At 42.9% G+C, this 12,639-nt stretch carries 14 protein-coding genes; 5 read left to right on the top strand and 9 right to left on the bottom strand.

Features of this window, described 5'->3' with window-relative positions; all coding sequences use genetic code 11:
* Positions 1 to 7 precede the first annotated feature (7 nt).
* The 6 genes from hemF to K8B83_RS02305 all read right to left on the bottom strand — a co-directional run bounded on the left by hemF (position 8) and on the right by K8B83_RS02305 (position 4,852).
* A complete protein-coding gene (gene hemF, locus K8B83_RS02330) occupies positions 8 to 940 on the bottom strand; it encodes an oxygen-dependent coproporphyrinogen oxidase (RefSeq protein WP_188740003.1) in 933 nt (310 codons plus the stop codon).
* A gap of 4 nt (positions 941 to 944) precedes the next feature.
* Entirely contained in the window at positions 945 to 1,511 is a 567-nt protein-coding gene (locus K8B83_RS02325; RefSeq protein WP_188739991.1) for an L-threonylcarbamoyladenylate synthase, read from the bottom strand.
* Positions 1,512 to 1,550: 39 nt separating this feature from the next.
* Entirely contained in the window at positions 1,551 to 2,114 is a 564-nt protein-coding gene (locus K8B83_RS02320) for a DNA topoisomerase family protein (RefSeq protein WP_188739990.1), read from the bottom strand.
* Positions 2,115 to 2,169: 55 nt separating this feature from the next.
* Entirely contained in the window at positions 2,170 to 2,643 is a 474-nt protein-coding gene (locus K8B83_RS02315) for a DUF494 family protein (RefSeq protein WP_101033474.1), read from the bottom strand.
* Positions 2,644 to 2,645: 2 nt separating this feature from the next.
* On the bottom strand, positions 2,646 to 3,662 hold the full coding sequence (gene dprA / locus K8B83_RS02310) for a DNA-processing protein DprA (protein ID WP_188739989.1): 1,017 nt from the start codon (positions 3,660 to 3,662) through the stop codon (positions 2,646 to 2,648).
* Between the two features lie 83 nt (positions 3,663 to 3,745).
* Complete coding sequence (locus K8B83_RS02305; protein ID WP_188739988.1) at positions 3,746 to 4,852, bottom strand: LysM peptidoglycan-binding domain-containing protein; 1,107 nt, start codon at positions 4,850 to 4,852, stop codon at positions 3,746 to 3,748.
* Positions 4,853 to 4,978: 126 nt separating this feature from the next.
* Between K8B83_RS02305 and def the strand changes: the two genes are divergently transcribed.
* The 4 genes from def to trkA are packed head-to-tail and all read left to right on the top strand — an operon-like array spanning position 4,979 to position 9,161.
* Positions 4,979 to 5,485, top strand: a complete 507-nt coding sequence (def, locus tag K8B83_RS02300) for a peptide deformylase (protein ID WP_223419139.1) — start codon at positions 4,979 to 4,981, stop codon at positions 5,483 to 5,485.
* Between the two features lie 8 nt (positions 5,486 to 5,493).
* Positions 5,494 to 6,450, top strand: coding sequence for a methionyl-tRNA formyltransferase (gene fmt / locus K8B83_RS02295; protein WP_188739987.1), 957 nt, complete (start codon positions 5,494 to 5,496; stop codon positions 6,448 to 6,450).
* 1 nt (position 6,451) lies between these two features.
* Positions 6,452 to 7,735 (top strand): 16S rRNA (cytosine(967)-C(5))-methyltransferase RsmB, encoded by a 1,284-nt coding sequence (rsmB, locus tag K8B83_RS02290; protein WP_188739986.1) that lies wholly within the window; start codon positions 6,452 to 6,454, stop codon positions 7,733 to 7,735.
* A gap of 16 nt (positions 7,736 to 7,751) precedes the next feature.
* Positions 7,752 to 9,161: a Trk system potassium transporter TrkA gene (gene trkA, locus K8B83_RS02285; RefSeq protein ID WP_188739985.1), complete on the top strand. Its 1,410-nt coding sequence runs from the start codon at positions 7,752 to 7,754 to the stop codon at positions 9,159 to 9,161.
* A 351-nt stretch (positions 9,162 to 9,512) separates the two neighbouring features.
* On the opposite strand, the gene hemG (K8B83_RS02280) is transcribed toward trkA, so the two are convergent.
* Entirely contained in the window at positions 9,513 to 10,064 is a 552-nt protein-coding gene (gene hemG / locus K8B83_RS02280; protein WP_188739984.1) for a menaquinone-dependent protoporphyrinogen IX dehydrogenase, read from the bottom strand.
* Between the two features lie 194 nt (positions 10,065 to 10,258).
* Between hemG (K8B83_RS02280) and K8B83_RS02275 the strand changes: the two genes are divergently transcribed.
* Positions 10,259 to 10,564, top strand: coding sequence for an ArsR/SmtB family transcription factor (locus tag K8B83_RS02275; RefSeq protein ID WP_188739983.1), 306 nt, complete (start codon positions 10,259 to 10,261; stop codon positions 10,562 to 10,564).
* 24 nt (positions 10,565 to 10,588) lie between these two features.
* On the opposite strand, the gene hemG (K8B83_RS02270) is transcribed toward K8B83_RS02275, so the two are convergent.
* Both hemG (K8B83_RS02270) and K8B83_RS02265 read right to left on the bottom strand, forming a co-directional pair.
* Positions 10,589 to 11,119 carry a menaquinone-dependent protoporphyrinogen IX dehydrogenase gene (gene hemG, locus K8B83_RS02270; protein WP_188740001.1) on the bottom strand — a complete coding sequence of 177 codons (531 nt, stop codon included), beginning with the start codon at positions 11,117 to 11,119 and terminating at the stop codon, positions 10,589 to 10,591.
* 2 nt (positions 11,120 to 11,121) lie between these two features.
* Positions 11,122 to 12,579, bottom strand: a complete 1,458-nt coding sequence (locus K8B83_RS02265) for a TrkH family potassium uptake protein (protein WP_188739982.1) — start codon at positions 12,577 to 12,579, stop codon at positions 11,122 to 11,124.
* Positions 12,580 to 12,639: the final 60 nt, after the last annotated feature.

The following is a 12,639-nucleotide window of genomic DNA, read 5'->3' as shown; positions in this document are numbered from 1 at the left end:
CTACGATTTAAGCCTGTGCCAACCAGTCTTGAGGCTTGAGATAGACATCGTACAATTCAGCCTCTGGCGTGCCCTCTTCTGGCATAAAAGCATATTCCCAGCGAACTAGTGGCGGCATAGACATTAAGATTGACTCTGTGCGGCCACCTGTTTGTAACCCAAATAAGGTGCCACGGTCATAAACCAAGTTAAACTCAACATAACGACCACGACGGTAAAGCTGAAATTGGCGCTCATCGTCACCATATTCTAATGCTTTATTTCGCTCAACAATTGGCGCATAAGCTTCAATAAACCCATTACCTACCGCTTGCATAAACGCAAAACTACGCTCAAAACCTGGCTGATTTAAATCATCAAAAAATAACCCACCAACACCACGAGTTTCATTACGGTGCGGCAAAAAGAAGTATTCATCACACCATTTTTTATACTTTGGATATACATCTTCACCAAATGGGTCGCAAATATCTTTAGCGGTTTGATGCCAACTAATCACATCTTCTTTAAACGGATAATAAGGTGTTAAGTCAAACCCACCACCGAACCACCAAACAGGATCGGCACCGTCTTTACGGGCAATAAAAAAGCGTACGTTAGCATGCGTTGTGGGTATGTATGGATTGTTTGGATGGATAACTAAAGACACCCCCATCGCCTCAAAACTGCGTCCGGCCAGCTCAGGGCGATGTGCAGTAGCAGATGCAGGCATTGCTGAACCCATCACATGCGAAAAGTTAACCCCAGCTTGTTCGAAAACCAGCCCTTGAGTCATCACACGGCTTGTACCACCGCCACCTTCTTCGCGCGTCCAGGAGTCCGCCTTAAAGCTTGCTTTACCATCAAGCTGCTCTAATCTATTACAAATATCTTGCTGTAAAGCCAACAGAAACGACTTAACCTGTTGTGCATCTGGCACCTTTGATTGGGTATTGGACATATAGTTAACTTCCACTTCGAAGAATTTGGCCACTGCGAGCATCAATAATGGTCGATGGCTGACGTTGCTCACCAAGTTGACCTAGAATTAACGCATCTATTTTATCGCTAAAATCAGTGATGATATGTTGTGCATCAACAACCGGGGGTTCTCCGGCTAAATTGGCACTGGTTGATACTAATGGTTTATTCAGTGTGTCACATAACTCACGCACCACAGGGTGAGCAGATACTCTAACTGCAATTGAGTCGAACTCACCAGACAGCAACTTAGAAACATGTGGCTTTATTGGCATCACAAAGGTAAAGGGGCCAGGCCATTTAGAGTGAGTAAATTGCAGTTGAGACTCAGTCAATTGATGCACATCAAGATAAGGTAATAATTGCTCAAACGAACTGGCCACTAAAATAAGACCCTTTTGCCAAGGACGCTGTTTAACCGCCAATAACTTTTCAATAGCCTTATCGTTATCAGGATCACACCCCAAACCAAAAACCGCTTCTGTTGGGTAAGCTATAACACCACCTTGCTCTATGGTGGTTGAAACAGCCGATGGCTGCAATTGCAACATTAGATTTCCTTTCATCAATTTAAGAGTGGTAATAACAAATTACTTTGCTCGCTTATATTTACAGGATTTTTGCGGGCATTCAAGGCGGCTACCTGCGGCATTTTTACGCTCAACTAAAATACCAAACCCGCAACTAGGACAAGCTTCATTATAAGGTGGGTAGTTTACGATAAACTTGCATTTAGGGTAGGCACTGCAAGCATAAAATGTCTTGCCATAGCGACTGGTTCGAGATTCAAGGTGGCCTTTACTGCATTGCGGACAAATAATTTGCTCAGCATCACCGCTGTGATCATGTTTTTCTATATGAGTGCATTCAGGATAATGAGTACACCCAATAAAAATACCAAACCGACCAGATTTTACTGCCAACTCATGGCCACATTGCGGACACTCGGAGCCGCTTATTATCTGTGTTTCAATCGATTCATGCTGCACTAACGGTCTAGTGTAGTCGCAAACGGGATAATTATTGCATCCAACAAAACTGCCATGTTTACTGTGTTTAACCGACAGTTCAGAACCACAAACAGGACAAAGTTCAAACTCTTTCTCCAGTGCATGCTCGTGGACAGTAAACAACTGTTGATCAATTTTAGACATGGTACTCTCAATGAATAATCAATAGATCTAAAAAAGGAGGCTAGGCCTCCTTTTATTATGAGTGTAAGCGCCCTTCTGGCTGCTCGAAGATTAAATCTTCCATTTGCTCATAGGCTGACTCATTACCTGGTACATTGAATAGTACCATTAATACCACCCATTTGAGATCTTCTAATACCAATGTAGGCTCGTCTAACTCCATAACACGATCAATGACCATTTCACGGGTTTCAACGCTGAGTACTTGAATTTGCTCTAAGAACAATAAAAATCCACGGCACTCTACATCTAACTTAGCCATTTCCGCCTTGGTATAAATACGGAATGAATGCTGCGCATGATTGCACAAGTATGGTTTATCGCTTTCTTGTAGATCAGCTAAGTGCTCTAACCAAGAAAGGGCTTTAATAATATCTACCTGATGAAAGCCAGCCCGAGTTAACTCTTTAGTAAGCTCATCTTCATCAACTAGCAGTTCAATTTCACTATGAACATAATTTTCAAATAAATACATGAGGATATCAAACATGGCTAACTCCTCTTTAGTCTGACGTAACCACCGGGCACTGCTGCAACCCACCCTTGTAATTCAAGTTCAAGCATTTGTATTAACACCAGATCTATTGGCTTCCCACTATCCTCAACCACAGCATCAATTGAAGTGGTTTCATATCCTACACTAGCTAACAGTGAGGAAAATGGCAAATCACAAATGTCATTATCCTGTATATGGTGCCTTTGATGCAATTGTTCAAGGTGATATTCCGATAAACAACCTAACTCTTCTATTATATCGGCAGCAGTCTCAACAAGTTTTGCACCATTTTTAATTAAATCATGACACCCCTGGCTATATCCCCCTAAAACAGAACCTGGCACAGCAAACACCTCGCGGTTTTGCTCCATTGCTAACCGGGCACTGATTAACGAACCGCTTTTTCGACTTGCCTCAACGACAACAGTACCTAAACTTAGGCCGCTCACAATACGATTACGCTTAGGAAAATTACCCGCATACGGCCCTATATCTGGCCAATACTCACTAATCACACAGCCTGAGTTAACAATATCATGGTACAAATGTTGATGTCGTTTAGGGTATACACGTTCAACCCCAGTGCCTAAAACAGCTAAAGTCGTGCCACTGGCAGCCAACGTCGCCTTATGCGCCGCCCCGTCAATACCACTGGCCATACCGCTGGTAATTGCAAAACCTTGTTTTGCTAGGTTATAAGCGAGATCTGCAGCCATATCCAACCCTCCACGAGACGCATTTCGGCTCCCCACGATGGCGATACTTGGCAACACTAAGGATTCAACATTTCCTTTTAAGAACAACACAAATGGAGCATCTGGTATTTGCTGTAATAATGGAGGGTAAAGCGGATCTGAAGGCGTTAAAATATAATGATGAGGTTGCGATTCTTGCCAGGTTAATGCCAAATCAACTTTATCAAAATTGATTTGGCATTTCGCTAATAGATTTGCCGATAAGGGCAAACTTTGTGGTTCAAACTCAAGACGTTGACGAAGCTCTTCAACGTCCATCTGCGTTAATAATTGTTGAATCCGAGTGGGTCCTAACCCAGATACTGCACAAACAACTAACCAATCAACCAGTTTATCAGCGATTATTCACCTGTGAGAGTTAGCGGTTCAGGTTTCACTAATTTATCGCCAACCCGAACTGGGCGCTCATTAAACATAATTAAACCTAAACTTGTTTTATCAAAGACTTTAAACACTAATAAATTACCATGAAATATATCAGGCATTTTATGAATCGTGTCTTCAGCAAAATGAGAAAGCACTTTGTCATAAGTAGAACGGTCTAGCGTACGAACCGGCATACCATCATTATCAATCGTGATATCTTCACCATCACGAAACATCGAAAACACATGACCCGTTTCAACACCGTCGTCACTACCACGGTCAAGATAAACCACGTCTAATTTACCCGCTTCACGAATATTACCATTAATCGCAATTATGGCAGCAGGCAAACCAATTTCCGCCGCTTTAGGAACAAAATAGGCCGACATCAAGGCTTCGTCTTCTACTGGCGCAACTTTAAAGCCGCCTTTAGTTTCACGTAGGCTACTTAACAGCTCAACTTTTGATATTGGTCCAGACTCAATGACCCGGCCGCTAGAGGCTAAAATCATTTCTTGACCTAATAAGGTATCTCGCTCAAGCGAAAAAAACTCTCGCCCAGTTTGGTACATTGCCACCTTAAGTCCAGGCTCAAGCTTCGCGTTAACGTAAATAATATCGCTAACAACATGATGGATTGATGGGCTCTCACCACTCATCACCATAGGCAACGCTGCAAATGCAGCAGGATCAACCACCCGATTTTGTGTTAAATAAGGCTGTATCAGTGCCAAGTCGACAGCTGGAATTGGGCCATCTTTCGAGGCTATGCGCCCTTCAGGACTTTTTTTAACGTGCTGTTTTACCATTAATCGAGGTTGACCATCGATAAAGACTAATGTCAGTCTATCGCCGGGATAAATTAAATGTGGATTAGCGATTTGCGGATTAACACCCCACAACTTAGGCCAACGCCATGGATCATTTAAAAAATATCCGGAGATATCCCACAACGTATCACCTTTTTTAACGACGTACGTTTCAGGATGCCCAGCTTTTAGCGTTAACGTATCAGCGTTAACACCAAATATATTTAAAGATAAAAAAGCAAGTAAAAGTAAGCGTTTCATGGTGCAGTCCATGTTGTTTAGCTCTTTATTAGAGCTTTTTACTGTTATTGATAAGCGCTAAGGATTAAAATTACCCTAATCGCAACAGCCAGTATAGCTAACTGGCTGAAATTTGACAGACTTGTTAAGAGTTTATATATGCCAATATTAAATGTTTTACGATTTCCAGATGAGCGTTTACGCACAATTGCTGAGCCAGTGACAGATTTTGGTCCAGAATTACAAACCCAAATAGATAACATGTTAGAAACAATGTACGAGGAAAAAGGCATTGGCCTTGCGGCCACGCAAGTCGATTTCCACAAACAACTCATCGTAATGGATCTCCAAGATGACGTTGAGCGCCCAACCGTTTTCATCAACCCACAGATTGTTAAGAGCAGTGGTGATTTTGCAAATGAAGAAGGTTGTTTATCCGTTCCAGGTATCTATGCCAAAGTGGATCGCGCTGAATTTATCACGTTAAAGGCGCTCGACCGTCACGGCAAAGAATTTACCGTTGAAGCCGACGAACTGTTTGCTATTTGCATTCAACACGAAATGGATCACCTCAAGGGTAAGCTATTTGTTGATTACTTGTCGCCACTTAAACGCCAACGTATAAAAACCAAGCTTGAAAAAGAAGCGCGTTTAGCCGCTAAATAGGAAACGATTTGAAACCGTTAAAAATTATCTTTGCCGGTACACCGGATTTTGCCGCCAGACACTTGCAGGCGCTTATTGACTCACCACATGAGGTGGTAGCCGTTTACTCCCAACCAGATAGACCCGCTGGTCGGGGGAAAAAGCTGACAGCAAGCCCCGTTAAACTACTGGCTGAAGAGCAAAACATTGCCGTTTTTCAACCCATATCATTGCGTAACGAAGCAGCACAACAAGAATTAGCAAACTTGCAAGCTGACATCATGGTCGTGGTGGCATACGGCTTAATCCTACCAAAGATAGTACTCGATACACCTAGATTAGGCTGCATCAATGTACACGGTTCAATATTACCTCGTTGGCGTGGAGCAGCACCCATTCAACGTGCATTATGGGCTGGCGACAACGAAACTGGCGTCACCATAATGCAAATGGATGTGGGTCTTGATACCGGTGATATGCTGCTTAAAACACACTTACCTATCGAGGAAAGCGACACCTCAGCGAGCCTTTACGAAAAACTCGCTAAGCAAGGCCCAGAAGCATTGATAGAAGCACTAACAGGGTTAAGTGAAGGCAATCTACAAGCTGAAAAGCAAGATGAAGCCCAAGCAAACTACGCCGAAAAACTCTCCAAAGAAGAGGCCCGTCTTGATTGGCATAAAAGTGCCAAGCAACTGTGGCAAGAAATTAGAGCGTTTAACCCTTGGCCTGTGAGCTACTTTGAACACCAACAAAGTGTCATCAAAGTATGGCAGGCAAAATACAACGCCCAAGCATGCTCTCACCCACCAGGTACAGTTATTTCTGCCACTAAGCAAGGTATAGAAGTTGCAACGGCTGAAGGATCGTTAATCATCGAAACCATGCAATTACCTAACAAAAAGCCACTAGATGTGGCAGACATTCTTAATGCTCGTGGTGATTGGTTTGCTGCTGGTGTACGTTTAAACCAAGAGGCCAACTAGCATGAATGTGCGCGCACTTGCTGCTAAAGCGATTTATGAAGTACTTGAAAAAGGCATATCACTGTCAGTGGCCTTGCCAGAACAACAGCAATTTCTTGAAAATGGTAAAGACAAAGCCCTGCTAGCCGAGCTCTGCTACGGAGTAATGCGCCAATTACCACAATTAGACAAATGCGTAAGCGACTGTTTATCAAAACCCTTTAAAGGTAAGCAGCGCATATTACATCAGTTGTTGATTGTAGGTTGCTATCAACTTTACTTCACCCGCATTCCTGCACATGCCGCGATTTCTGAAACAGCTGAAGCCTGCCGGCAACTACGTTTTGATGGGCTAGTCAAAGTAGTTAACGGTGTATTGCGCAATATTCAACGCCAAGAAGCTACGCTCAATACCGATTCAGACACCTTACGCTTTAATACCCCAGCTTGGTTTATTAAGCGTTTACAACAAGCCTATCCAGACAACTGGCAAACTATTATTGAGCAAAGCCACCAGCGTCCACCAATGTGGCTGCGTAACAATCGTTTATCACAATCTCGAGAAGCTTATTTAAACGCATTAGCAGCACAAGACATTCATGCCAAAGCCGGTCCAAGCCCAGATTCAATTTTGCTTGAAAGCCCAAAAGATGTCGTTAGCTTACCAAACTTTATGCAAGGCGCAGCATCAGTACAAGATGGTGCAGCACAATGGGCTGCGACCTTGTTGGCGCCAGTCGAAAACGAACTAGTATTAGATGCTTGCGCCGCGCCTGGAGGTAAAAGCTGCCATTTACTAGAACTCGCGCCAAGCATTAACCTTGTTGCGGTCGATTTTGATGAAAAACGCCTTGCTCGTGTACAACAAAATCTGGACAGACTGCATTTAAAAGCGCAAGTTATTCACGGCGATGCTGCCAACATAGATTCATGGTGGCAAGGCCAGCAATTTGACCGCATTTTACTGGATGCCCCCTGTTCTGCAACAGGTGTTATACGCCGCCATCCAGACATCAAATGGCTGCGAAAAAACAGTGACATCGAAGAGTTAGCCACTTTGCAGCGACAAATTTTAGATCATTGCTGGCAATGGCTAAAACCAGGCGGCACATTATTGTATGCAACCTGCTCTATTTTACCTCAAGAAAATAGTCAGCAAGTAGAACAGTTTTTGGCGCGCACACCAGATGCTAAATTAGTACCCATAGCGCAGCAAACAAACCCCAATGATATTGGCTGGCAACTATTGCCCGGCCAAGACAATATGGATGGCTTTTATTACGCGCGCCTAGTCAAAGCAATTTAAGGATGTACCTAAAGCCATGAAAATTATTATTTTGGGCGCAGGGCAAGTTGGCGGCACACTAGCCGAAAACTTGGTCGGCGAAAATAATGACATTACCTTAGTCGACAGCGACCGCGCGCGATTAAGGCTGCTGCAAGATAAATTCGACTTACGCGTTGTGGTTGGTCATGGCGCACATCCTAGTGTATTAAAAGAAGCGGGCGCTGAAGATGCCGACATGCTTATTGCTGTCACCAACAGTGATGAATGCAATATGTCTGCCTGTCAAATAGCCTACAGTTTATTTGGTACACCGACAAAAATTGCTCGTATACGCTCAGAAGCTTACCTAGATTTACAAGATAAACTGTTTATTAATAGTGAAATCAAAACCAGTGAAGCCAAGCCGCGTGGCGGGTTTATTATTGATGAGCTCATTGCTCCAGAGCAGTTAGTAACCACTTACATACAAAGATTGGTTGAATACCCCGGTGCGCTACAAGTGCTTGAATTTGCAAAAGGTAAATTAAGCCTTGTGGCGGTTAAAGCATACTATGGCGGCCCATTAGTGGGTAATGCTTTAGCCACGCTGCGTGAACATATGCCCAACATTGACACCCGAGTAGCAGCGATTTTTAGGCAAGGTCGGCCCATTATGCCGCGCGGCACCACCATTATCGAAGCAGACGATGAAGTGTTTTTCGTTGCAGATAGCCGTCACATTCGTGCCGTTATGAGCGAAATGCAAAAACTCGATAATTCGTATCGCAATATTATGATTGCTGGCGGCGGTAATATCGGTTTTGGTTTAGCGCAAAAATTGCAACGTACACACTCAGTGAAATTAATTGAACACCGCCAAGAACGTGCGGAGCAGCTTTCTGAAAAGCTTGAAAAAACAACTGTTTTTTGTGGTGATGCGTCAGACCAGGAACTCCTACTTGAAGAGCACATAGATCAAACCGATGTGTTTATTGCCGTTACCAATGATGACGAAGCCAATATCATGTCGGCATTACTTGCTAAACGTATGGGCGCTAAAAAAGTCATGGTGCTCATTCAACGTGAAGCCTATGTCGATATCGTGCAAGAAGCCAATATCGATATTGCCATTTCCCCCCAGCAAGCCACTATTTCAGCCCTACTTACTCATATCCGTCAAGGCGATATATGTAACGTTTATTCATTACGTCGCGGGGCTGCAGAAGCCATTGAGGCGATTGCTCACGGAGACTCAAGCACCTCAAAAGTGGTTGGTAAACAAATTGGCGAGATTAAACTTCCGCCAGGCACCACCATTGGGGCAATTGTGCGCAATGATGAAGTGCTTATGGGCCATGATAAAACGGTAATCGAACAAGGCGACCACGTAATTTTATTCTTAGTGAACAAAAAGTTTATTGGCGATGTTGAAAAGCTGTTCCAACCGAGTGCATTTTTCTTTTAGCATGTGGTTTTTAAGTGTTGGAGTGCGATTAATACCAATTCCACTAATTATCTGGTCATTCAGCGGTAATTCTGTGCCTTCTAGGCAAGTAATAGGATTGTAGGCATAGTTGCTCTACGTCAAAATACTATTAAGCAGCATAGAAGGCACAGAAACCCGCCTTGCAGGAGACGCTCAGACAGTCCATTTCTTTGTTGCATTGCCTTAGAAGGGAATAACCATTATTTCAACAATGCGCCTCAAACTGAACAGTCTGAGCGACTCTGATTGGTCACATAATTAATGGAAATGGTATAACTCCAACACTATCGTGACGTCATTTCAAGATTAATAGTCTATTTCGCTAAAACATTAACTAAACTCAACCTGTGCTAGCTGAGTAATATGGTCGCCATAGGCTTTTACATCTTCCCAATCGGTGTAGTCAATAATAGCGGTAGGATCGGTTGGACCGTCAGTCATCTTCATGATCAATCTAATCATTAAGCTGTCGTACCAGGGCCAAGAGGGGTAATCCACTTTACCAGCAATAATCTTAACATCTTGTGGCTGCCAGGCTGACAGTGTTAAAAACTTTTGCAGATATTTATTGTTTTCTGGGATGCGTTTTTCAGGATTCCGTGCCACCACATTAACGCAAAAAAAACTATTTGGAATATTCGCTAACGCCTGTTGATACTGCTGAACAAACTCAAACACAGATTTATGATATGAACCATAAAGTACACACGCCCCCAGCGCAACAGCATGGTATTTTGACCAGTCGATGGGATGCTGTTTGCTTTCATGAATGCTCATCACATCACACTGATCACCATTGGCGAGTATTTGCTTAGCAATTGCATCGCTAATTAGAGCGGTATGCCCACCTCGAGAATAATAAAGGACTAATATATTGGCCATGGTGAGTTCTCAACACTGCGAAATTTGCCTCAGTGTGCCAATAATGCGCTTTTTAATCCCTTGTAATGATCACAAATTAGAAATAGCTCATATATTTAATAGTTAAAATTGAGATCTGTAAGGCACAGAAGTATGATGGCGTTAGATAGACAGTTATTCTTAAACTGACTCACGCTCAACCGATAGGAACCCTCATGCAGCAAAATATTGATGTAGCAACCATGCTTAATAATGCAGAGACAGCCGCGCAATGGCTAAAAGCAATTGCAAATCCTTATCGACTGATGATTTTGTGCTTGTTGCTGGAAAAAGAACACAGTGTCACAGAGCTAAATGAAACCGTACCATTAAGTCAGTCTGCGCTATCACAACACCTTGCCGTATTGCGCACTCAAGACCTAGTCAATACACGCAAAAGCTCGCAAGTGGTGTATTACACCCTAAAAAATGAACAGGTCACCGAAGTAATATCCATTTTACATCGCCGTTATTGCGCCTAGTATTGGTATTAGGCGCTTTACTGATTATCGCTTCTGCACCGAGATTTGCTTAGCAAAATCGTCAACTTTATTCCAATCTGTAAATTCAAAAGTGCCATTGGTGTCTGTTGGCCCCCTCGTCATCCACATAATAAAACGGATCATCACCTTGTCGAAAAAACGATAACGTGGATAATCAATTTTACCGGCAAAAACCCCAAGTAAATTTGGTGTCCAAGTCGATAGCGTTAAAAATTTTTGCATATAAGGATTCGTTGCAGGGGTATTTTTTAATGGTTTTCTGGCGACAACATTCACAGTAAAAAAGCTGTTCAATTTTGTGTCGAGTAATGCCTGGTGTTGCTTTGCAAACGTATATAATTCTGGTCGATGCTTACCGTATCTAATGCTGGCCCCTATGACCACTTTATCAGCAGCCACTAATTGCTCTGCCTTGGCATCATCGAGATTAATGATATTCACCTGCTCCCCATTCTCAGCTAAAAATTGGCCAATCCGTTGGCAAATAGCCAGTGTTTGCCCATCAACTGTTGAATATAAAATAACTGTTTTTATCATTAATTTTTCCAAAATGTCGGCGTAAACAGCACTAATAAAGTAAACACTTCTAAACGCCCAAACAACATAGCAACAACCAATACCCACTTAGCACCATCAGACACATTGGCATAGTTTGACGCAACATCCCCTAAGCCAGGGCCTAGGTTATTTAAACTTGCTGCGGTGGCACTAAATGCTGTGATCGCGTCCATATCCATAGCCATTAAAATAACCATACAAACAACAAACACTAAAGCGTAAGCAGAAAAGAAGCCCCATACAGCATCAATAATCCGGTCTGGTAGTGCGTTCGATCCAATTCGAATTGAGTACATGGCTTTGGGGTGTATTAAACGCTTTAACTCGCGAGAACCCTGTAACACCAGCAAAATTAAACGAATGACTTTCATACCGCCACCCGTCGAGCCCGCACAGCCACCAATAAAGCTAGAAAATATCAGTAAAATAGGAAGAAATAATGGCCAGGAATGAAAGCTTTCGGTGCCAAAACCCGCAGTGGTTGAAATTGAAACCACTTGGAAGAAGGCGTAATCGAGAGTTTGTTCTGCCGAGTCATAAATACCCGACTGATATAAGGTAATAAAACAAATGGCCGTTAATACCAGCTGGACCGCGATTAACACTTTAAATTCGGCATCTTTGAAATAGATTTTAAAGTTAATACCGCGCCAACTAAATGCCGCAAAATGAAGGCTAAAATTGACAGCCGCAACCAGTAAGAAAACAGCACAAATCACGTTAATTAATGGGCTGTCAAAATACCCCAAACTTGCATCGTGAGTAGAAAACCCGCCAATAGCAATGGTAGAAAATGAATGGCAAATAGCATCAAATGCATCCATTCCAGCAAAATAAAACGCCAAAGCACACAAGGTGGTCAGCATAAAATAGATATACCACAAAGCCTTAGCTGTTTCGGCGATTCGTGGGGTCACCTTAGTGTCTTTAACGGGTCCCGGCACTTCAGCTTTGTAGAGCTGCATACCACCAATCCCTAACAGCGGTAAAATAGCCACCGCAAGTACAATGATACCCATACCGCCCATCCACTGGAGTAAATGGCGATAAAACAAAATAGACTTAGGGAGATCATCAAGACCAACTATCACGGTCGCGCCCGTAGTCGTTAGCGCTGAAAATGATTCAAAAAAACTGTCTGTCCAGCTGAGGTTGGGTTCATTGGCAAAAATGAATGGCAAGGCACCTATCGACCCAAGTACTGTCCAGAATAACACAACGATCAAGAACCCCTCACGAGTGCGTAGATCGCCCTTTTCATGACGATTGGGATACCATAATAAAAAACCTAAAAAGATACTGACAACAAAGGCCTGAATAAACGCAGTACCACCACCATCTTTATATAAGATTGCGACTAATGCAGATGGCAACATGGTGATCGAAAATAATCCCATCAACAAACCGGTGATTCTAATAATTGTTTTATATTGCATTAAGGATTCTGTTTAAGTTGTACTGCGACCATGTTAACAATTGAATGACATTCTGGCATA

It is taken from the genome of Shewanella inventionis, assembly GCF_019931735.1.
Taxonomy (GTDB): Bacteria; Pseudomonadota; Gammaproteobacteria; order Enterobacterales; family Shewanellaceae; genus Shewanella; species Shewanella inventionis.
Note: the sequence above shows the minus strand (reverse complement) of the source record. Positions and strands in the feature narration are given on the sequence as shown.

Bases quoted from the DNA above. Each gene is read 5' to 3' on its own strand.
- hemF (WP_188740003.1), bottom strand. From the start codon at position 940: ATGTCCAATACCCAATCAAAGGTGCCAGATGCACAACAGGTTAAGTCG.
- K8B83_RS02325 (WP_188739991.1), bottom strand. From the start codon at position 1,511: ATGTTGCAATTGCAGCCATCGGCTGTTTCAACCACCATAGAGCAAGGT.
- K8B83_RS02320 (WP_188739990.1), bottom strand. From the start codon at position 2,114: ATGTCTAAAATTGATCAACAGTTGTTTACTGTCCACGAGCATGCACTG.
- K8B83_RS02315 (WP_101033474.1), bottom strand. From the start codon at position 2,643: ATGTTTGATATCCTCATGTATTTATTTGAAAATTATGTTCATAGTGAA.
- dprA (WP_188739989.1), bottom strand. From the start codon at position 3,662: ATGGACGTTGAAGAGCTTCGTCAACGTCTTGAGTTTGAACCACAAAGT.
- K8B83_RS02305 (WP_188739988.1), bottom strand. From the start codon at position 4,852: ATGGACTGCACCATGAAACGCTTACTTTTACTTGCTTTTTTATCTTTA.
- def (WP_223419139.1), top strand. From the start codon at position 4,979: ATGCCAATATTAAATGTTTTACGATTTCCAGATGAGCGTTTACGCACA.
- rsmB (WP_188739986.1), top strand. From the start codon at position 6,452: ATGAATGTGCGCGCACTTGCTGCTAAAGCGATTTATGAAGTACTTGAA.
- trkA (WP_188739985.1), top strand. From the start codon at position 7,752: ATGAAAATTATTATTTTGGGCGCAGGGCAAGTTGGCGGCACACTAGCC.
- hemG (WP_188739984.1), bottom strand. From the start codon at position 10,064: ATGGCCAATATATTAGTCCTTTATTATTCTCGAGGTGGGCATACCGCT.
- K8B83_RS02275 (WP_188739983.1), top strand. From the start codon at position 10,259: ATGCAGCAAAATATTGATGTAGCAACCATGCTTAATAATGCAGAGACA.
- K8B83_RS02265 (WP_188739982.1), bottom strand. From the start codon at position 12,579: ATGCAATATAAAACAATTATTAGAATCACCGGTTTGTTGATGGGATTA.